Source organism: uncultured Ferrimonas sp., assembly GCF_947489035.1.
Lineage (GTDB): Bacteria > Pseudomonadota > Gammaproteobacteria > Enterobacterales > Shewanellaceae > Ferrimonas.
Genome location: NZ_CANLCI010000025.1, coordinates 17,936 through 36,066 on the forward strand (window position 1 = coordinate 17,936; position 18,131 = coordinate 36,066).

The window sequence follows — 18,131 nt, forward strand, 5'->3', positions numbered from 1 at the left end:
CTCAGATCCCTCCTCGTTTGCGCCAGCTAGAAAAAACCAGCACCGCTTAATGCAAACGTTGAATTTGCCAGCGGCCGTTGCTTGTTGATGCTCAAGCGCCGCGAACCACACACTAACCTTATTAAATACAGGGTTATTGGCGTTGGCCCTTGCAATTTGAATTGCGCACAATTAAATTTGTGGCAACTTAACAACCGGAATCGCCAACATGACCCTTCGCCCTTTGCGTCACCTAAGCGGCCTGCTACTGGCCTTCGTCCTTGGCAGTGCCCATGCCAATGAACCCCTGTCGATCAGCAGCGACAGCTTTCAATGCGTTACCGACATGACCCCAGTGCGCGGCTTCTACGTCGACAACTTGATTGCGGGCAAACTGGCCGACACCGTGGCAGTGGCAACAGCCGAACAAGGCCAATACCCGCCGGGTTCGGTGGTGCAGTTGGTGCCGACCGAAGTGATGGTGAAGCACCCCAAGGGCTTTAACGCCGCCACTAATGATTGGGAATTTTTCGAACTGAGTGTGTCGCCTCAGGGCACTAAGATCGATAAACGCGGTTTTGTTGATGTGGTAAACCGTTTCGGCGGCAACTGCTTTGCGTGCCACATTAAGGCCGAGCAGAAATTCGACTTTATCTGCGAAAGCGATCACGGCTGCGATCCGATCCCGCTGTCGCTGCAGGTAAAGCAGGTGCTGCAAAAAACCGATCCCCGCTGCGAAGAAAAATACCTGCCTACCCCTGCCGAGCTAAAAATGCTGCAGCAATTGGCGGCCAGTTTGAACGCCCGTTAACCCCGCTCCTGCGGCTCTTAACTGAGCCGCCCTATTTTCTGACACCCCCATTCGAGTACAATTAACCGATTGTTGTATTGGTTAATTAACCCGTGTCGTCAAACATCCACTTTTATCACCAGCACGCCGATCGGCTTGATGCCGAATATGGCCGCGTCAGCTTTGAAAGCGTTCACCAAGATTGGCAAGCCCACTGGCCGCAAGCGGGCATGCGCGTGCTGGATGTGGGCGCTGGCAATGGCCGCGATGCCCGCTTTATGGCGCAGCGGCAATGCAGTGTGATTGCCATCGAGCCCAGTAAAAATTTGCGCAATAAAGGCAAACAACACTGCGCTGCGTTAACGGATGGCTCGGTGCAGTGGCTGGATGATCGCTTACCAGAATTAACCGCCGCCCAAGCCCTTGGGATCCAGTTTGATCTGATTCTGGTCAGTGCCGTGTGGATGCACCTGAATGCCAGCGAGCGCCAACGTGCCTTCCGAAAACTGGCAAAGCTGCTAGCAGCCAACGGCAAACTGGTGATCACCTTGCGCCACGGCGACTTTACCGATGGCCGCAGCGCCCATCCGGTCAGCGTCGACCAGATCAGCCAATTCGCCCAAGATCAGGCACTGAAAATCGTTGTGGAAACCCCACTGGGCAACGACCAACTCGGCCGCAGTGCCGTGCAGTGGCAAACCGTGGTACTGACCTTGCCAGACGATGGCAGCGGCGATCTCACTCGGGTGCGCCACATCATCGTTAATGACAGTAAAAGCGCCACTTACAAATTGGCACTGCTACGCACCTTATTGCGTATCGCGGATGCCCACCCCGGTGCCGTTGTCGATCGCAGCGATGGTCAAGTGGCACTGCCGCTGGGGCTGGTGGCACTGTATTGGCTGCGCCAATTCAAACGGCTGGTGGATGATGGGCAGTTACAACAGCACAGCAACCCCAACACTCAATTGGGCTTCATCAAAGCGCCGTGGGCGCAACTGCGTCACCTCAAGGCGGATGATCTGCAAATTGGTGCGCTATTTCAGGGCAAGGAAGCGCAAGCGCTGCAACAGGTGCTGGGGGACATCATCCACACCATCAAAGTTGGGCCGGTCGCCTTCACCTATCAAGGCAACGACAAAAGCCAACCCTACTTCAATATCCTGCGCCAACGTCGCCGCAAAGCCGATTCGGTGGTGCTTGACCAGCCTTTTTTCAGCCGTTTTGGCCAATTCACCCTAAGCGAAAGCCTATGGGACTGCTTGCGCCTTTATCACAGCTGGATTGAGCCGCTGGTCGTAAACCAATGGGTTAACGAAATGCGCGGCTACGCCCGCAATCACGACCGCGAAGCCAACCTTGCCATCAATTTGGATTTCTACCACCGCCATCTGGCGTGGCTTAACCCAGAGCACAATACCCGAGCGATGCAGCAAAAAGCGGCGCAGTTGGAACAACAGGGGCATCGCATTCGCAGCGTTTGGAGTGGCACCGTCTTAGCCGCTCATCAGCGCCACATGGATCACTGCTTACCGTTCGCCTACTGGCCCAATAACGACGATTGGAATCTGCTGCCCAGCAGCGCCCAAGAGAACTTAAAAAAATCCGCACGCCTACCCAGCCAATATCGGCTCAATGCCAGTAAAACCCGCATTCTCGATTGGTGGCAGTTGGCGTTTGCCGAGCCAACAGAGCAGCGCCGCTTCTTCCAGCAAGCCAGCTTATCGTTGCCCAACTTGCCGCTAGGCTGTGGCGAATTCGAGGCGGTCTTTGAAGCGATGAGTTTTCAATGCCAAGGGGTCAAATCACGCTTGCTGGTGCGCGAATGGTGATTTGGCGCAGCGGCGCCATCGCGCCACAAAATGATGGAACCAGACAATGACGAATACCGCGAACAAGCGCTGGCAGCGCCTCAATAACGCCATGGAACACTACCAAGATTTCATTAAGGCGAAGGCAAGCCGCCATCAACTGAGCGTTGAAGATCTGATCCACATCAGCAACTTCAAAGGCGGCAATGCCTCAATCACCGAGCCAAAACAGGCGTTACAACAAAAGCTGCCCGCCTACGAATCGATCATGCGCCAATTGCATCAGCGATTTGCGGGCAAAACCCTGAAATCGCTGCACGCGGCCGAGCTGCAACAATTGATCACCCTGTGCGAGGAGATGTTGGCGTTAACCCAGAAGCCAGAAACCGAAATAAGCGGCTTTGGCCCCTCTTACTGCTCGGCGCTGCTGGCTGCCCACTTTCTGGATCTGATCCCGATATTGGATCGGCGTATTCTTAACGGCGCCGGCATCAAAGTGGCGTACAACAGCAGCAAGCAAGTGAAAAACATGCAGCAGCACTACCCCGCGTTGATCACCCGTTGCCACCAGCAATTGCAAAATTCAGATCGCACGCTGCGCCAATTGGATCTGCTGTGGTTTCAGCAACCGATGCCATGGGATCTGGAGCCACAGCAATGACGATCCCTGCCGACTCACCGCTGCAGCAGCTGCTGAACTGCCTTCGTTCCCAACCGCTGGGCAGTGCCGACAACAATGAGTTTCACTGCGATCGCGTGCTCACCGACGCGGAATTGGTTACCGCTTGCTATCAAGATCTCATTCGCTGGCGCGACAACAAACCCGGCTCACCGTCACAACAGTTACAGCAGCGGTTACTGGCTCAATTTGAACAGGCCTACCCCGGCATCGAACACCGGCCGCCCGTGGAAGGGGTCGATTTTGATTGGCTCATACAAGAATACATTTGTGGCGCCAGCGGCGATTACAGCTTCGGGGTCTACCAAGCTGGGATCCAGCGCGCACTCGAAGTTCAAGCCAAGCAAGATCCCAATCCATCCTGCCCTATTGCGCCCGACGCTCAGGGAGTGTTTTTCTCAGCAATGAGAACCGCTTGGTTAGAAGGTAATGAAGAGAAGCATGATCCTAAACATTAACAGACAGCCGCCACAGCCGATCCCGCCCTACGACGATGAGCTGAGCGAAGCGGAGCAGCAATTGCGGATGCAGCACTGCCCGCAACTGGACTTATGCCAGGTTGATTCGCCGCAACCTATCGCGCACTACCTGCAAGCGCTCTTGGCCTATTATCTTGAGCTGCCGCTGGCACAAGTTGGGCTTAATGATCACCTGATCGATCAAATCGAGCGTCGTTTTCTGGCGAAGTGGTTCAACACACCAGAGCCTGAGGTAACCGATGGGCGGATCCTCTGTGGTAGTGACGAACAAGCACAGCAGGCGAGCGGCTTCTCTGACCGCGGCATCGTGATGTTCACCTGGCTCACCTTTGATCTTCCTAACGCAATCGGCGTGCATACCGCAGCAGACGGCGAACAGGCCACCTTTAGCATTGATGAGCACCAGATCGGCGATTACCACCAATGCCTGACCCTGAATGCGTTGGCGCAGTACTTCTATAAAATTAGCCAGCACCTGCCGAGGTAGGGCGTTTTGCCCTTCCCCGCTGAGCTGTTAAACTTGCCCACCAGCATATTTGAACCAACTTAAGAGCGATTTTCCGATGGGACGCAGTTTCGAAGTTCGTAAGGCCTCAATGGCCAAGACCGCTGGTGCTAAAACCAAGGTCTACTCCAAGTACAGTAAAGAGATCTACGTGGTAGCCAAAAACGGCTCACCGGATCCAGAAGCCAACCTCGCACTGCGCGGCTTGATCGAGCGTGCTAAGAAGGAACAGGTTCCTTCCCACGTGATTGAAAAAGCCATTGCCAAAGCAGCAGGTGGCGCTGGCGAAGATTACGAAGCGATGCGTTACGAAGGCTTTGGCCCGGGTAACACCATGGTGATCGTTGACTGTCTGACCGACAACAACAAACGTACTTTCACCGAAGTACGCCAAGCGTTTGTAAAGAACGACGCCAAGCTGGGTAGCCCAGGCACCTGTGCCCACATGTTCGATCACCAAGCGATCTTCGCCTTTGCCGGCGATGACGAAGACGGCATCCTTGAGATCCTGATGATGGACGACGTGGACGTAACCGATGTGGAAGTGGAAGACGGCATGACCACCGTATTCGCCCCCCACACCGAATTCTTCAAGGTGAAAACCTCGCTCAGCAACGCCCTGCCAGGGGTGGAATTTGAGATGGAAGAGATCACCTTTGCGCCACAAACCTACACCAAGGTGGAAGGCGATGACTTGGCGGCCTTCGACAAGTTCATCAATGCGCTGGAAGATTGCGACGACGTACAAAACGTGTACCACAACGCCGAGCTGTAAGCCGTTGTGAGCGTCAAAATGCAGGGGGAAGCGTTATGCTTCCCCCTGTTTTTTTAGGCGCACCGTTGCTAACCCGCTTGTTACCCTAACTGGCGCGATCCCGCCACTGGGCAATCGCGACGATCCGCCGGTTAGGCCTTACTCTTTTCGGTTGTTTATGCTTACTTCCCTTGTACTACGACGCTTCTTGGCGCCGCACTCGCCGGCGCTGCGAACCTTGGAACCGGTGCAGGCATTGTGCCTAAACCTCTTGATTGTGGCGATGGTGTTGGGCGTGCCGGTAATGCTGGGGCGCTGGCTGCAACTGCCCGCGGATCCCCAGTGGCAACAGACGATGCACCTGTACGAAACGGTGCTGATGTTTGTGTTTATTGGCGGCTATCTGCTTAACACCGCGCTGGGCAGCCTGCATCACAATGTGCTGCAACGCAGCGGTCGCTCGGTGGCCACCCTATGTACTGCGGTACTGGCGGCCTTGGGCTTAGCGGCCACTTTGATCAGTGGCCATTGGTTTGCGCTGGGGGTGTTACTGGGTTGGCTGGCTTATGACGTGCTTGCCCTTGGCCTGTGGCTCACCCGGCTGTTGTTGATCCCACTGTGGCCGCTGCCCTATCACGGCGATTAAGCCCACCCGCTACAGCTCCTGATAACGGGGCTGAGCAAACGGCAACAACATCTCTGCCGCCACGCAGCGACAGGGCCCTTGGCAGACAACGCAGTGATAGCCTGCGTCTGCCAGCCACTTATTGGGGTGATCCGCAATCAGCTCGCCACCGCAGCGGCTGAAGTACAAAAAGGCGCTGTTGCCGGGGCTTTGCCGCCAAACGTGAGCCAAGCCTGCGCGAGCCCCTTGGCGCTTGGCCGCCGCCACCGAACGCTTCAACAACGCACTGCCTAAACCGCGGCCTCGATAGGGCTGGGCAACGGTGTTGCACTTGAAGTAACACACCTGAGCCGCCGCCACTGGCCACTGCGCTTGGCTGCACCACTGATCCGGCTGCCAGTTGCCGTTGGCGTAGGTCAGGCGAAAGCCGATCACTTGCTCATGCAAACAGGCCACAAAGCTGCAGTTGATGCCGCCCTTGAGGCTTTTTTGCGCCAACCGTTGCAAGCTCTCTACGGTCAAGTAGCCACTGCCGTGCACCTGATTGCCCAAGCGAACCACCCCAGCATAATGCGACGGCTGTAACGGCGTAATGACAATCTGATCCAGTGGCAAAGCGTGTGACATAGCGGCTCCTGATCCCCTGTACCTGTGGCCCAGCATGGCGCCGCTCCACTCGATGACTTTGGCCATGAACTCGGCCGGTCGCCAGCGGCGGTTTAGCCGCGACTTGGCGGCGTCATTTTGCGCGCCAACACCTGATATTGGCCGCTGGCCAAACGTTTTATCACGATCCGATCCCGCGCTTGCAATCGGTGTTCGCTGAAAAAATCCGCCATCCAACTGTGCTGACGAAAAACGTTATTGCTGCCATCGATGTCGGTGTGGATCTGCTGCACCTCGCTGCTGCCTAACTGTAGCAACAGCGTCATGTCGGCGCTGCGACAGGAGCCGCCAATGCTCTGGCTGGGGAAGAATTGCAGGTGCTGCCCCAAGTAAAAATGGTGGTGTTTAATATTGCCTTCAGTCAGTTCAATCTCAATCTGCCGCATCAATTTTCCCTACGGTTTCCCCTGTCTCTTTGGGGCTTGAGTATCATGGCCGCACCAACCATCGCAACGGCGTTTTTACGTTCTGTTAACTGGCACTCAATGACAGCGGATTTTGCTGAGGATTAATGCCCGTGATCCGGCGAAAGTCGCTATAATGCCGCCATCTTTGATTTTTGCTGATTTGAGGGCTGTTGTGGCCACACAGGTATTGGAACTTCATCCTGGCGATGAGTTTATCGAGCTTTATAAGGTGCTGAAGATCCAAGGCTGGGTTGGCGGTGGTGGCGAAGCCAAACTGCTGATCGCCGACGGTCATGTGCTGGTAAACCACGAAGTGGAAACCCGCAAACGACGCAAACTGGTGGTGGGCGACAACGTTATCTTTGGCGACGAATCGTTACTGATTGCCGCCAACACTCGCCCTGCCAGCGAACGGGTAAAACCGGTAAAAGCACCGAAACCGGCTAAGCCCAAGGGCCGCCCTTCTATCAAGTTTTAATAGGAACCGAATATGTCTTTTCCAAATGACGCCAATGGCGAGCTGCTTGAGCTGATGCAAGCCGAAGGGATCGCCCTAGACCAAAGCTACATGCTTGATTTTTACGTGGTCTTTTCCACCGAAGAGCAAGCAAAAGCGGCGGCAGAACGAGTTGGTCGTGAATTTGATGGCGCGGGCTTGTTCGTTAACTTCTCGGATGATGCCCAGATGTGGGAACTGCGCCTGCAACAAGAGATGGTGCCAGAGCACGGCAAAATCACCGAAATTGAACTCATTTTGTCCAAGCTTTGTAAGCAGTTTAAAGGCAAAACTGATGGCTGGGGGATGCTCGAGCCAGAAGACGAGATCGACGACGAATAATCGCATCGAGTGAAGCATAACGGCGCCCTAAGGGCGCCGTTACTGTTTTTACCTCTGCCTAGTTGCGGCATCGGGTATGATTTAAAAGCCATATCCATCAATAACATCAATGCTGTTCACCAGAACGGTTGTAACCACATCGCAGCAAACTATCATCATGGCATGCAAACTTTCCCGAGCCGTTGCGGTCAATCAATTAGATAACACCGTTAGCAACAACTTTATAAACAACGTAAAGAACGCTGCCACCGCACGGAGCGAGTGGCACAATGCGCTCTTTGGTCAACACAGTGAGAACTGCCAATGAAATTTCGTACTACCGCTGCCATGTTGTGTGTAGCCATGTTAGCTGGCTGTGCCAGCACCGATCCTTACACTGGCGAGCAGAAAACCTCTAACGCCACCAAAGGCGCTGTAGGCGGCGCATTAGCGGGCGCACTGATCGGCTTGGCCAGCTCATCAAAAAGCGATCGCGGTAAAGGGGCCCTGATTGGTGCCGTTGCCGGTGGTGCCTTAGGCGGCGGCGCAGGCCACTACATGGATAAGCAAGAAGCGCAGCTGCGCGATCAACTGGCGGGCACCGGTGTAAGCGTGGTGCGCCAAGGCGACAACATTCAGCTGGTGTTGCCAAACACCCTGACCTTCGCCTCGGGCAAATCCGATCTGCAATACGCGGCGGTCAACACCCTGTCTGGGGTGGCGATGGTGGTTGCTAAGTTCAATAAAACCCGCCTTGAAGTGACCGGCCACACCGACAGCACCGGTGGCGCCGACTTAAACCAGCGCCTGTCGATTGCCCGCGCTGAAGCCGTGGCGGCTGAACTGACTCGCCAAGGGGTAAGCAGCTACCGCATCAGCACCGCTGGTTACGGCCCGCTGCGCCCTATCGCCAGCAACGACAGTGCCGCCGGCCGTGCCCAAAACCGCCGAGTTGAGATCTTGCTGATCCCAACCCCGTAATGGCGGCCACGGGCTGAGGCTAAGCGGACGGCTACCAACGCCCCCTGCCCAGCGCGCACAAAAAAGACGAGCCCAAGCTCGTCTTTTTTATCGCTCTGCCATTGTCAGCGGTTCAGGCTGAAGGCGCGAACGCGGCGCTCAATCTTCCAGATCAACGCTGTTGTCGATGTCTGGTTTCATTGGCTTTTTCCGCACCATCATCGGCGCGTCACCCACCTCGGTCAGTACCTTCTTCAGTACCTTCTTCGGCCCCGTCTTTTTCTTCTGCTGTGGCTTGGCTTTCACCGCGCCTTTGGCTTTCGGTGCCGCTTTCTCTTTCTTGATCTTAAAGCCTTTGAACTTGGCCTGCAGATCGGGGATCGCTTCAAACGCCAAGGTTTGGTTTAAGAACGCTTCCAGCGCCTTAAAGTTAACCCAATCTTTTGGCCCAACCAGCGATAAGGCGTCGCCTTTGGCGCCCGCACGGCCCGTACGGCCAACGCGGTGTACGTACTCTTCGCAGTGCTTTGGCAAATCGAAGTTGATGACGTGGGACACGCGGGCGATGTCCAAACCACGGCTGGCGACATCGGTGGTAATCAAAATTTGCGCCTTACCGGCGGCAAAGTCCTGCATGATGCCGTTACGCTGGCCTTGGTTTAGATCGCCAGACAGCGCCAAGGTGGTGTGGCCCCAATCGGCAATCAACTTGGCCAAGCGATCGGTGTCACCACGGGTGGCGGTAAACACAATCAGCTGGGTAAAGTCTTGGCGCTGCAGCAAGGCTTGCAACTGCGCTTCTTTGTGGCCCAAGTGATCAGAGAACAGGAACCGATGGTTAATGTCGGCATGCACCTGCGCTTCGTCGTCAATGCGAATACGCAGCGGCGAATCCAACATATCAGCAGCAAACTGGTTTACTTGGGCGTGATCCAAGGTGGCCGAAAACAACAGCGTTTGCCGTTTGCGGTGATCGGCGGCTTTGTTGATGGCCGTCAGCTGCTTATCAAAACCCAGATCCAGCATCCGATCCGCTTCATCTAAGATCAGCAGCTCTAACCCTTTCAGGTACAGGTGGCCATGTTCTAAGTGATCCGCCAAACGGCCAGGGGTCGCCACCACAAAGTGTGGATCCCGCGCCAGCGCTTTGCTTTGCTGGTTAAAATCTTCACCACCAAGGATCAGTTCTGACTTGTACTGCGTGTTCGACACCACCAAGCGCAACTGGCCGTAGACCTGCTTGGCTAACTCGCGAGTTGGCGCCAAGATCAGCACGCGCGGATCCTTTTTCGACAGGGCTCTGGATTTGATCACCCGTTGCATCGCAGGCAACAGGTACGCCAAAGTCTTACCGGAACCGGTACGAGACGAGGCCAAAAGATCTTTGCCAGCCACAGCGGCAGGAATGGCTTTTTGCTGAATTTCAGTCGCTTGGGCAAAACCCAAGTGTTCAACGGTAGTTAACAGGCGTTGGTCTAACGCCAGCTCGGAAAAGTGCAAGGCAGGCTCCACAGCGGGGTAAAACCGCAATTATACCTCGAAATGGCCGTCACAAGGGGCAATTGCCTACTTTTCGTTGGCAACCATTGACCTACATCAACAGGGTCTACACTGGTCTATGCTCTGATCAACCCTGCGGCGAACCACCAGCACCGCCGCAGCAATGTAAACAGGGCGCAAGATTGTGTTGTTCCGGTGCCCTGTTAGCCCCGTGCCGTGGGGGGTTACCCTCACCGCCATGGCGCAATCTAAGCGACATAACTCAACCACAGTCTTTGCTATGTTGATTGCAAGGCGGGATCCATCAATACGGCTTTGCAGCAGCAACCACTAGATTGGAGAACAACCACAATGAATGCGATTGACGTTAGCGTGCTCTATTACGATGAAAACTCTTTAGTGATGGAAAAAGCGCTGCTAAAAGATTTAGAGATGGGGCCGTCCGGTCGCGTGGTGATCCCACCCCAGTTTCGCGTCGGCAAATCGATCATTGCGGTTCTTGGTGGCAATGTGGAAGTGCTGAATTTGGTGGGCGAGCGCACCGCTTAGTTGGCCGCCAGCGCCCGCACCAGTTGCTGCCGATTGTAACCACGATAGACTCGGCCATTCACCACAAATAATGGCACGGCCACCCCACCCAGTTGTCGAAACTGGTGGTTGTTTTCGGCGCTGCTGTCCACATCTAACTCGGTATATTCAATCCCGGCGGCGGCAAAATCTCGCCGCGCTCGCGCACAAACCCCACACCAACTGGCACCGTACATCAGCACCTTCGCTTGATGTTGCTGCTGCAGCTGCGCCCCCAAGCGATCCCCTGCCGACAACTGTCGCAGCGCCAATGCCAGCAACAACATCAACAGCGCCGCCAGTGCCCATCCCATCCGTTTATCCAATTAAACCTCTGCGCTTGTTGGTGTTCCAGCAGACTGATAGCCTAGCGGGTCATCGCTTTAAGTCCCAACCCATTACTGTCAATAAGGTGCCTCTTGGACACGCTGATCATCCTTTCGCCGCTGCTGCTAGGCTACCTATTTAAGCTTACTAACCCCAAAGGGCTGCAACTCATCGATCGCAGCCTTACCGCACTGATCTATCTGATCCTCGCCATTATGGGCATGGGGCTGGCAGGGCTGGATAACCTAGGCCAAGAGATCGGCACCATCGCCAGCATCGTTGCCGTGTTAGTCGGCCTAACCTTAGTCGCCAACCTGGCGCTGTTGCCGCTGCTGGATCGGCTATTGCCGCTGCAGATCACTGCGCGCCGTGGCGACAGCAACACCTTGGCGATGGCGGCGGAATCCTTGCAATTGGCGCTGGTGGTGTTGGCGGGCTTTGTACTGGGGCTGTTGATTAAGGTGCCCCATTCTTGGCTGGATCAATTGGCGATGGCCATTTTAATGCTGCTGCTGTTGCTGATCGGCATTCAGATGCGAGCTGCGAACATGACACTGCGGCAAATTGTGCTCAACCCCCGTGGTTTGGCCATCGCCGCCGTGGTGTTGCTCACCAGTTTGGCCGCGGGCGCCGCCACCGCATGGGGGTTTGAGCTGCCACTGCATCATGGCTTGGCGCTGGCTTCTGGGGTGGGCTGGTATTCGTTATCTGGGGCGATGATCAGCCAAGAGCTGGGGCCGATGATGGGCTCCATTGCCTTCTTAACCGATCTGGCGCGCGAGCTGGTGGCGATCATTCTGATCCCAATGCTGATGCCGCGCAGCCCCGCCAGCGCCATTGGCTATGGCGGCGCCACCGCGATGGATTTCACCTTACCGGTGATCCAGCGCAGTGGCGGTGCCGCCACGGTACCGGTGGCCATTGTGAGTGGCTTTTTGCTGTCGTTAGCGGGGCCCATTTTGATCCCGCTGTTTTTAAGCTGGGGCTAAGGCAGCAGCGCCAGCGGCCTGTTACTCGGTCAGCGGCTCGGGCTCGACAGCCGGTGCAGCGTCACTGGGGGCAAGATCCAGCGGTTGGCACTGCCAACCCCATTGGCGCTGTTGTGCCACAAAGGTTTGCGCTTTATCACGGCAGTAGCCCGGGGTGTTCTGCGCCGACCACAACAGTTCGGTGGTGCCCGATTTGCTGTAATGCACTTCGCATGGCAATGGCTGGCCGCTGGGGTAGCGCACCTCCACCCGACGTTCGCTGGCGCCGTTTTCACACACGTAAATGATCGGGCTTTGGCCCCATGCGGCGGCGCTTAATAACGTCGCGGTCATCACCAAACTCAGTTTTGCTAAAGCCATCTGTTGCTCTCCTTAACAGTAAAAAGGCGGCCCTAATGGCCGCCTTATGGGATCATGCTAACGGATTAAGGGGTGGTCGTAGCCAGTCGCGCTGGCAACTTGCTGAGCAACCCTTTCATCATCAACACCGCCAGCAGCAGGCCACTGCCGTACACCAAGGCGGTTGGCAGCATGCGGTGCTCGTCGCCGACCAGCGGCATCACTTCAATGGCAAACTGAACCACGGCCCAATCCACCGCAAAACCAAACACCATTGCTGTACCAATAACGCCACCAAGATAGGCCCACAGCGCCCGCTTGCCAAGTTCGTTACGCACCACCCCCAACGTGGCGATGTTGGTTGCTGGCCCAGCCATCATAAACACCAATACCGATCCCGGCGATACGCCCGCCAGCAGCAATCCGGCAGCAATCGGCGTCGACGCCGTGGCGCAGATGTACATTGGGATCGACACCAGCACCATTACCAGCATCGCTATCACCCCACTGCCCCACTGGGCCAAGAAGGTGGCCGGCACGAAGGTGTTCACCAGCGCGGCAAAGAACAAGCCAACCATCAGCCACACCATGGTGTCTTTCACCAGATCGTCGGCGGCATACGCTATCCCCGCCAGCAGCTTCTGACCCACGGTTTTGCTTTTCGGCGCGGCTGGCTTACTGCCACAGCAACCGCCCGCGGCCGCCTTGGCCACCGGCTTCGGCGTTGCCATGGTGGCGCTCGCTGTTGCCGCCATTGGGGTAAAGGTTGCTGCCGGTTTCTTGCTGCTGCAACAACCGCTGCTGGTTGCTGGCTTTGGCGCCGCTTCGGCTTTGCTGCTGCAACAGCTGGTTGCTGGCTTAGGCGCCGCTTCAGCTTTGCTGCTGCAACAGCTGGTTGGCGCAGGACCTTGCTTTGGCGGCTCATCATCACGGCCAACCAATAACCCCGCCACGATGGCCGAGGTTACCGCTGCAATCGGCCGCACAATGGCCAAAAAGGGGCCCAACAACACATACGAGACCGACACCGAATCCACCCCAGTTTCCGGGGTCGCCACCAAGAACGAGGTGGTGGCACTTTTCGATGCCCCAGAACGGCGTAAACCAACAGCGGCGGGGATCACCCCACAGGAACACAGCGGCAAGGGCGCCCCAAATAAGGCGGCTTTCACCGTGGGCTTAATGCCGTTGCCGCCCAGCTGTTTCTCCATCCAGCTCATCGGCACAAACATCTTGATCATGCCGGCCATAAACAACCCCAGCAGCAACCACGGTGCCGAGTCTAAAAACAGATCGAGAAAGTTGGCGCCCAGCGCCAGTAAGGTATTCATGCGCTTTCCTCTAGGGCATCTAAGATGGAGCAGTGTTCGGCACTTTCCGGCCCGCCACAGCAGGCTTTCGCCAACCCTTGCAGCGAATCCCGAAATTGAATCAATTCGTTGATTTTGGTTTGGATCACATCGGCCTTGGCTTCCACCATGCCTTTAACATCCTTGCAGGCCCACTGAGCGCGATTGTTATCGATGTTCAGCAGCTCTTGAATTTCGATCAGCGAGAACCCCACCGATTTCGCCCGCAAAATAAAGCGCAGCTGTTTGGCGTCGTCGTCACTGTAGAAGCGGTAACCGCTGTCGCTGCGACTGCTCGGCACCAGCAAGCCGTTTTTTTCGTAGTAACGCAGGGTGTCTGCATTAATCTGATATTGCTTGGCTAACTGCCCAATGCGGTACATAGCCCACTCCCTCTTCAAACCTGTGTTCAAGTATAAACCTTAGGGTTGGGTCTAAGGTCAACCGTCATTGCCGCAAAAATAAGAACGAACTGTTTTATAAATGATTTAACACTGAATTCGGTCACACTTTTGCGTAGAATACGCGCGCATCAACCTAGGGTAAGTCAGCACCACCCGAGGGTATTTCGCCAAACGCCACCCCCGCGGCCGTTGCCGAAGTATCTTCCTTGCCTCATCACAGACGTCAGTAAGAACGTCAGTATGAGCACCACCTTGCACAAGGACTCTGTACCCCTATGAACGCACCCCGTCCGATCCGCCGCGCCCTGTTAAGCGTGTCCGATAAAACCGGCATCGTTGAGTTTGCCCAAGCGCTGACCCAACGTGGCGTTGAGCTGCTGTCTACCGGTGGCACCGCCCGCCTGCTGGCTGAGGCTGGCCTGCCCGTCACCGAAGTGTCCGACTACACCGGCTTCCCAGAGATGATGGATGGCCGCGTAAAAACCCTGCACCCGAAAGTTCATGGCGGCATTCTTGGTCGCCGCGATCAAGACGACGCGATCATGGCGGAACACGGCATCAAGCCGATCGACATGGTGGTGGTTAACCTGTATCCCTTCGCTCAAACCGTGGCTAAGCCCGATTGCAGCCGCCAAGACGCCATCGAAAACATCGACATCGGCGGCCCAACCATGGTGCGCTCTGCCGCTAAGAACCACAAAGACGTGGCCATTGTGGTGAACGCCAACGACTACCAGCGCGTGATCGCCGAGATGGACGCCGACGCCGGCTCACTGAGCTACAACACCCGTTTCGACTTAGCCATCGCTGCCTTTGAACACACCGCCGGTTACGACGGCATGATCGCCAACTACTTCGGCACCATGGTGCCAAGCCACGGCGCCAACAAAGAAGGCGACGCAGAGTCCGTATTCCCACGCACGGTTAACTTGCAGTTCGCCAAGAAGCAGGACATGCGTTACGGCGAAAACAGCCACCAGCGCGCCGCCTTCTACGTAGAAGAAAACGTGCAGGAAGCCTCGGTAGCCACCGCCACTCAGCTGCAAGGTAAGGCGCTGTCTTACAACAACATCGCCGATACTGATGCGGCGCTCGAATGCGTGAAAGAGTTCGATGTGCCTGCCTGCGTCATCGTGAAGCACGCCAACCCTTGCGGCGTGGCCTTGGGCGACGACTTGCTGGAAGCCTACGATCGCGCTTTTAAAACCGATCCAACCTCCGCCTTTGGCGGCATCATCGCCTTTAACCGCGAACTGGATGCGGCCACCGCCAGCGCCATTGTTGAGCGTCAGTTTGTCGAGGTGATCATCGCCCCAAGCATCGCTGACGAAGCCAAAGCGATCGTCGCCGAGAAGAAAAACGTACGCCTGTTGGAATGCGGCCAGTGGCACAACAAAACCACCGAGTTCGACATCAAGCGCGTGAACGGCGGCCTGCTGGTGCAAGATCGCGACCAAGGCATGGTCAACCTCGACGACGTTAAAGTGGTGTCTAAGCGCCAACCAAGCGCCGAACAGCTGACCGATTTGATGTTCTGCTGGAAGGTGGCCAAGTACGTTAAGTCCAACGCCATCGTTTACGCCAAAGATGGCATGACCGTGGGCGTCGGCGCAGGCCAGATGAGCCGCGTCTACTCCGCCAAAATTGCCGGCATTAAAGCCGCCGATGAAGGCTTAACCGTACCGGGTTCGGTGATGGCATCCGACGCTTTCTTCCCGTTCCGCGACGGCATCGATGCTGCCGCCGCGGCGGGGATCAGCTGCGTGATCCAGCCCGGCGGTTCAATGCGCGATGAAGAGGTGATTGCCGCGGCAGACGAGCATGACATGGTGATGGTGTTCACCGGCATGCGCCACTTCAAGCATTAAGGGTGTCGCTTGCTGTGTGGCCGTATTGCGGCGTCATGGCTTGTCCTCGAGCGCCTCATTTGCACCAGCAAACTCGGCGCTCTGCGGAAGCCAATCCTAGCACTGCTAGCCACACAGCTATGCTCGAAGAGCGGATAGCGAAACAAGAAACCTAAACAATTTTTCGTAAGTCGGGACCTGTCCCGACTTCTGCTTTGTTAACAAGGAACGGAAACATGAACGTACTGGTTATTGGCAGCGGCGGTCGTGAGCACGCACTGGCATGGAAAGCGGCACAGAATCCGGCGGTAACCACCGTCTATGTAGCACCGGGTAACGCCGGTACCGCTACCGAGCCCAAGCTGCAAAACGTAGCGGTTAGCGGCAATGACGCACTGGTGGCCTTTGCCCAAGAGCATCAGATCGAGCTGACCATCGTTGGCCCCGAGCAGCCGCTGGTGGATGGCGTAGTAGACGCCTTTGTGGCGGCGGATCTCACCATCTTTGGCCCAACGGCCGCCGCGGCGCAGCTGGAAGGCTCAAAAGCCTTCACCAAAGATTTCTTGGCCCGTCATCACATCCCAACCGGCGCTTACCAAAACTTCACTGAAATTGACCCCGCTCTGGCCTATGTGCGCCAGATGGGCGCGCCGATTGTGGTTAAAGCCGATGGCCTGGCGGCGGGCAAAGGGGTGATCGTGGCGATGACTCTGGCCGAGGCCGAAGCCGCCATCAAAGACATGCTGGCAGGCAACGCCTTTGGCGATGCGGGCCATCGGGTGGTGATTGAAGAGTTCTTAGAGGGCGAGGAAGCCTCGTTTATTGTGATGGTGGATGGCGACAACATTGTGCCAATGGCCACCAGTCAGGATCACAAGCGGGTTGGCGACGGCGACACTGGCCCGAACACCGGTGGCATGGGCGCGTACTCCCCTGCCCCTGTCGTTACCCCCGCAATCCACAATCGCATCATGGCCGAGGTGATCCGCCCAACCGTTGATGGCATGAAGGCCGAAGGCCACCCGTATCAGGGCTTCCTCTACGCGGGCTTGATGATTGATGCCGACGGCACCCCCAAAGTGATCGAATACAACTGCCGCTTTGGCGATCCCGAAACCCAGCCAATCATGCTACGGATGCAATCGGATCTGGTTGAGTTGTGTTTGGCCGGCGCCAAAGGCGAACTGGCCGGCAAAGAAGCCAAGTTTGATCAACGCGCCGCCGTGGGTGTGGTGTTGGCGTCTGGCGGCTACCCAGCCAGCTACCGCAAAGGCTTTGCCATTGCTGGCCTGCGTAACGACTACCTTGACGGCGAGAAGGTGTTCCACGCCGGTACTGCCGAGCAGCAAGGTGAGATAGTTAACGTTGGTGGCCGCGTGTTATGTGCCACCGCCTTGGGTCACAGCGTAACGGAAGCGCAGCAACTCGCCTACCAGTTGGCGGATCAGATCAGTTGGGATGGCATGTTTACTCGTCGCGACATCGCCTACCGCGCGATTGCACGGGAACAGTAACCGTCGTCCCCTCCGCCCTTAGGGCAACAAAAAACGGGTCAGCATGCTGACCCGTTTTTTTATGGCTGACACCACCGTTTAAGCGGCTTTGGCCAGCAAGTTCGCTTTGGTGTTGTGATACACACCCAACATCAGCAGCTTCAGACCAACGATCACGCCTAATGCGGTGGTGGTGGCATCGCCCCACTGCCACAACGCCATGACTCCCAGCAGCAAGGTAACGGTGCCATTTAAGCGCAACCATTTGCCCTCTTCGTCACCTTCACTTTGCTTCATCAGGTTCCAGCCGCTGTAACAGAAGTACAAGCCGATGGCTAAGGTCATCACGCCAATGCCTGCCCCACCATTAACCAATAAGCTTCCGCCAGTGAACAGCAGCATAATGGCGCCAATGATTTTTAGCGCCCCTTCCGACGTCACCATAAAGTAGATGCCGCCACCAAGCAGCCCCAACGCGAACAACTTCTCAAGCACTTGGCTTGAGAAATCAGGCGATAACATTGAAATACCACCCACTACCAGCAGTGCGATCCCTGCCAGACGATCAAACGTATGATCACTACGACCAGACGAGTTTTTCATACCACTACTCCACCATCCACAGTGTAAAAAATTGCATCTTGCCACAGGGCAAATGCGGGCACAGTACCTCTGCTAGAGAAGTGTGTCCGAAGGCGCATGAACAATAGATCGGCAGTAAATTACTGATATTTAATCCGACCAGACTACGACACAGGCCAAGCCTGTACAGTTTATCGACAACCTTGGCGCCGCCATGCACTCCGCTTCCCTGTCTCTTTCGACCAGAATTTTTTGGCTCTAG

The 18,131-nt window shown here is 56.2% G+C and carries 21 protein-coding genes and 1 pseudogene; 14 read left to right on the forward strand and 8 right to left on the reverse strand.

Annotated features, from left to right (window positions below; genetic code table 11):
- Positions 1-208: 208 nt before the first annotated feature.
- The 7 genes from Q0796_RS13945 (at position 209) to Q0796_RS13975 (ending at position 5,643) form a co-directional block, all read left to right on the forward strand.
- Positions 209-790: a hypothetical protein gene (locus tag Q0796_RS13945; protein ID WP_298444263.1), complete on the forward strand. Its 582-nt coding sequence runs from the start codon at positions 209-211 to the stop codon at positions 788-790.
- Positions 791-882: 92 nt separating this feature from the next.
- Positions 883-2,601: a class I SAM-dependent methyltransferase gene (locus tag Q0796_RS13950; RefSeq protein ID WP_298444264.1), complete on the forward strand. Its 1,719-nt coding sequence runs from the start codon at positions 883-885 to the stop codon at positions 2,599-2,601.
- A 46-nt stretch (positions 2,602-2,647) separates the two neighbouring features.
- Positions 2,648-3,241, forward strand: coding sequence for a hypothetical protein (locus tag Q0796_RS13955; protein ID WP_298444265.1), 594 nt, complete (start codon positions 2,648-2,650; stop codon positions 3,239-3,241).
- Entirely contained in the window at positions 3,238-3,717 is a 480-nt protein-coding gene (locus Q0796_RS13960; RefSeq protein ID WP_298444266.1) for a hypothetical protein, read from the forward strand. Before Q0796_RS13955 ends, Q0796_RS13960 begins: the two co-directional genes overlap by 4 nt.
- Positions 3,701-4,225 carry a hypothetical protein gene (locus Q0796_RS13965; RefSeq protein ID WP_298444268.1) on the forward strand — a complete coding sequence of 175 codons (525 nt, stop codon included), beginning with the start codon at positions 3,701-3,703 and terminating at the stop codon, positions 4,223-4,225. Before Q0796_RS13960 ends, Q0796_RS13965 begins: the two co-directional genes overlap by 17 nt.
- Positions 4,226-4,301: 76 nt before the next feature.
- Positions 4,302-5,018: a YebC/PmpR family DNA-binding transcriptional regulator gene (locus Q0796_RS13970; protein ID WP_298444270.1), complete on the forward strand. Its 717-nt coding sequence runs from the start codon at positions 4,302-4,304 to the stop codon at positions 5,016-5,018.
- Positions 5,019-5,175: 157 nt separating this feature from the next.
- The gene (locus Q0796_RS13975) at positions 5,176-5,643 is read left to right on the forward strand and encodes a hypothetical protein (protein WP_298444272.1); all 468 of its coding nucleotides are present in this window, start codon (positions 5,176-5,178) and stop codon (positions 5,641-5,643) included.
- A gap of 9 nt (positions 5,644-5,652) precedes the next feature.
- Here the strand turns inward: Q0796_RS13975 and Q0796_RS13980 are convergent, their stop codons facing one another.
- Positions 5,653-6,249 (reverse strand): GNAT family N-acetyltransferase, encoded by a 597-nt coding sequence (locus tag Q0796_RS13980; protein WP_298444274.1) that lies wholly within the window; start codon positions 6,247-6,249, stop codon positions 5,653-5,655.
- 92 nt (positions 6,250-6,341) lie between these two features.
- The gene (locus tag Q0796_RS13985) at positions 6,342-6,674 is read right to left on the reverse strand and encodes a hypothetical protein (protein WP_298444275.1); all 333 of its coding nucleotides are present in this window, start codon (positions 6,672-6,674) and stop codon (positions 6,342-6,344) included.
- Positions 6,675-6,828: 154 nt separating this feature from the next.
- Here Q0796_RS13985 and Q0796_RS13990 point away from each other — a divergent pair.
- From Q0796_RS13990 to Q0796_RS14000, 3 genes and pseudogenes are all read left to right on the forward strand, one after another.
- Positions 6,829-7,086: pseudogene (locus tag Q0796_RS13990) on the forward strand (RNA-binding S4 domain-containing protein); the annotation flags it as partial.
- Positions 7,087-7,185: 99 nt separating this feature from the next.
- Positions 7,186-7,533: a ribonuclease E inhibitor RraB gene (locus Q0796_RS13995; protein ID WP_298444277.1), complete on the forward strand. Its 348-nt coding sequence runs from the start codon at positions 7,186-7,188 to the stop codon at positions 7,531-7,533.
- 303 nt (positions 7,534-7,836) lie between these two features.
- Positions 7,837-8,493, forward strand: a complete 657-nt coding sequence (locus Q0796_RS14000; protein WP_298444279.1) for an OmpA family protein — start codon at positions 7,837-7,839, stop codon at positions 8,491-8,493.
- A gap of 138 nt (positions 8,494-8,631) precedes the next feature.
- Here Q0796_RS14000 and Q0796_RS14005 read toward each other — a convergent pair whose 3' ends face one another.
- The gene (locus tag Q0796_RS14005) at positions 8,632-9,972 is read right to left on the reverse strand and encodes a DEAD/DEAH box helicase (protein ID WP_298444280.1); all 1,341 of its coding nucleotides are present in this window, start codon (positions 9,970-9,972) and stop codon (positions 8,632-8,634) included.
- Positions 9,973-10,323: 351 nt separating this feature from the next.
- On the opposite strand from Q0796_RS14005, the gene Q0796_RS14010 reads away from it, so the two are divergent.
- Positions 10,324-10,521 carry a TIGR02922 family protein gene (locus tag Q0796_RS14010; RefSeq protein WP_298444282.1) on the forward strand — a complete coding sequence of 66 codons (198 nt, stop codon included), beginning with the start codon at positions 10,324-10,326 and terminating at the stop codon, positions 10,519-10,521.
- Here Q0796_RS14010 and Q0796_RS14015 read toward each other — a convergent pair.
- Positions 10,518-10,853 carry a glutaredoxin domain-containing protein gene (locus tag Q0796_RS14015; RefSeq protein WP_298444284.1) on the reverse strand — a complete coding sequence of 112 codons (336 nt, stop codon included), beginning with the start codon at positions 10,851-10,853 and terminating at the stop codon, positions 10,518-10,520. The genes Q0796_RS14010 and Q0796_RS14015 overlap by 4 nt on opposite strands.
- Positions 10,854-10,958: 105 nt before the next feature.
- Here Q0796_RS14015 and Q0796_RS14020 point away from each other — a divergent pair, with 105 nt between their 5' ends.
- Positions 10,959-11,855, forward strand: coding sequence for a lysine exporter LysO family protein (locus tag Q0796_RS14020; protein WP_298444286.1), 897 nt, complete (start codon positions 10,959-10,961; stop codon positions 11,853-11,855).
- 21 nt (positions 11,856-11,876) lie between these two features.
- On the opposite strand, the gene Q0796_RS14025 is transcribed toward Q0796_RS14020, so the two are convergent.
- The 3 genes from Q0796_RS14025 to zntR form a co-directional block, all read right to left on the reverse strand.
- A complete protein-coding gene (locus tag Q0796_RS14025; RefSeq protein ID WP_298444288.1) occupies positions 11,877-12,215 on the reverse strand; it encodes a hypothetical protein in 339 nt (112 codons plus the stop codon).
- Positions 12,216-12,280: 65 nt separating this feature from the next.
- On the reverse strand, positions 12,281-13,525 hold the full coding sequence (locus Q0796_RS14030; protein ID WP_298444289.1) for an SO_0444 family Cu/Zn efflux transporter: 1,245 nt from the start codon (positions 13,523-13,525) through the stop codon (positions 12,281-12,283).
- Positions 13,522-13,926, reverse strand: coding sequence for a Zn(2+)-responsive transcriptional regulator (gene zntR, locus Q0796_RS14035; protein ID WP_298444291.1), 405 nt, complete (start codon positions 13,924-13,926; stop codon positions 13,522-13,524). Before zntR ends, Q0796_RS14030 begins: the two co-directional genes overlap by 4 nt.
- A gap of 296 nt (positions 13,927-14,222) precedes the next feature.
- Here zntR and purH point away from each other — a divergent pair, with 296 nt between their 5' ends.
- Together purH and purD are read left to right on the forward strand one after the other, a co-directional pair.
- On the forward strand, positions 14,223-15,815 hold the full coding sequence (gene purH / locus Q0796_RS14040) for a bifunctional phosphoribosylaminoimidazolecarboxamide formyltransferase/IMP cyclohydrolase (protein WP_298444292.1): 1,593 nt from the start codon (positions 14,223-14,225) through the stop codon (positions 15,813-15,815).
- A gap of 215 nt (positions 15,816-16,030) precedes the next feature.
- Positions 16,031-17,308: a phosphoribosylamine--glycine ligase gene (gene purD, locus Q0796_RS14045; RefSeq protein WP_298444293.1), complete on the forward strand. Its 1,278-nt coding sequence runs from the start codon at positions 16,031-16,033 to the stop codon at positions 17,306-17,308.
- 78 nt (positions 17,309-17,386) lie between these two features.
- Here purD and Q0796_RS14050 read toward each other — a convergent pair whose 3' ends face one another.
- Complete coding sequence (locus Q0796_RS14050) at positions 17,387-17,890, reverse strand: DUF308 domain-containing protein (protein WP_298444295.1); 504 nt, start codon at positions 17,888-17,890, stop codon at positions 17,387-17,389.
- Positions 17,891-18,131 lie beyond the last annotated feature (241 nt).

Bases quoted from the DNA above. Each gene is read 5' to 3' on its own strand.
- Q0796_RS13945 (WP_298444263.1), top strand. From the start codon at position 209: ATGACCCTTCGCCCTTTGCGTCACCTAAGCGGCCTGCTACTGGCCTTC.
- Q0796_RS13955 (WP_298444265.1), top strand. From the start codon at position 2,648: ATGACGAATACCGCGAACAAGCGCTGGCAGCGCCTCAATAACGCCATG.
- Q0796_RS13960 (WP_298444266.1), top strand. From the start codon at position 3,238: ATGACGATCCCTGCCGACTCACCGCTGCAGCAGCTGCTGAACTGCCTT.
- Q0796_RS13965 (WP_298444268.1), top strand. From the start codon at position 3,701: ATGATCCTAAACATTAACAGACAGCCGCCACAGCCGATCCCGCCCTAC.
- Q0796_RS13970 (WP_298444270.1), top strand. From the start codon at position 4,302: ATGGGACGCAGTTTCGAAGTTCGTAAGGCCTCAATGGCCAAGACCGCT.
- Q0796_RS13975 (WP_298444272.1), top strand. From the start codon at position 5,176: ATGCTTACTTCCCTTGTACTACGACGCTTCTTGGCGCCGCACTCGCCG.
- Q0796_RS13980 (WP_298444274.1), bottom strand. From the start codon at position 6,249: ATGTCACACGCTTTGCCACTGGATCAGATTGTCATTACGCCGTTACAG.
- Q0796_RS13985 (WP_298444275.1), bottom strand. From the start codon at position 6,674: ATGCGGCAGATTGAGATTGAACTGACTGAAGGCAATATTAAACACCAC.
- Q0796_RS13995 (WP_298444277.1), top strand. From the start codon at position 7,186: ATGTCTTTTCCAAATGACGCCAATGGCGAGCTGCTTGAGCTGATGCAA.
- Q0796_RS14000 (WP_298444279.1), top strand. From the start codon at position 7,837: ATGAAATTTCGTACTACCGCTGCCATGTTGTGTGTAGCCATGTTAGCT.
- Q0796_RS14010 (WP_298444282.1), top strand. From the start codon at position 10,324: ATGAATGCGATTGACGTTAGCGTGCTCTATTACGATGAAAACTCTTTA.
- Q0796_RS14015 (WP_298444284.1), bottom strand. From the start codon at position 10,853: ATGGGATGGGCACTGGCGGCGCTGTTGATGTTGTTGCTGGCATTGGCG.
- Q0796_RS14025 (WP_298444288.1), bottom strand. From the start codon at position 12,215: ATGGCTTTAGCAAAACTGAGTTTGGTGATGACCGCGACGTTATTAAGC.
- Q0796_RS14030 (WP_298444289.1), bottom strand. From the start codon at position 13,525: ATGAATACCTTACTGGCGCTGGGCGCCAACTTTCTCGATCTGTTTTTA.
- zntR (WP_298444291.1), bottom strand. From the start codon at position 13,926: ATGTACCGCATTGGGCAGTTAGCCAAGCAATATCAGATTAATGCAGAC.
- purH (WP_298444292.1), top strand. From the start codon at position 14,223: ATGAACGCACCCCGTCCGATCCGCCGCGCCCTGTTAAGCGTGTCCGAT.
- purD (WP_298444293.1), top strand. From the start codon at position 16,031: ATGAACGTACTGGTTATTGGCAGCGGCGGTCGTGAGCACGCACTGGCA.
- Q0796_RS14050 (WP_298444295.1), bottom strand. From the start codon at position 17,890: ATGAAAAACTCGTCTGGTCGTAGTGATCATACGTTTGATCGTCTGGCA.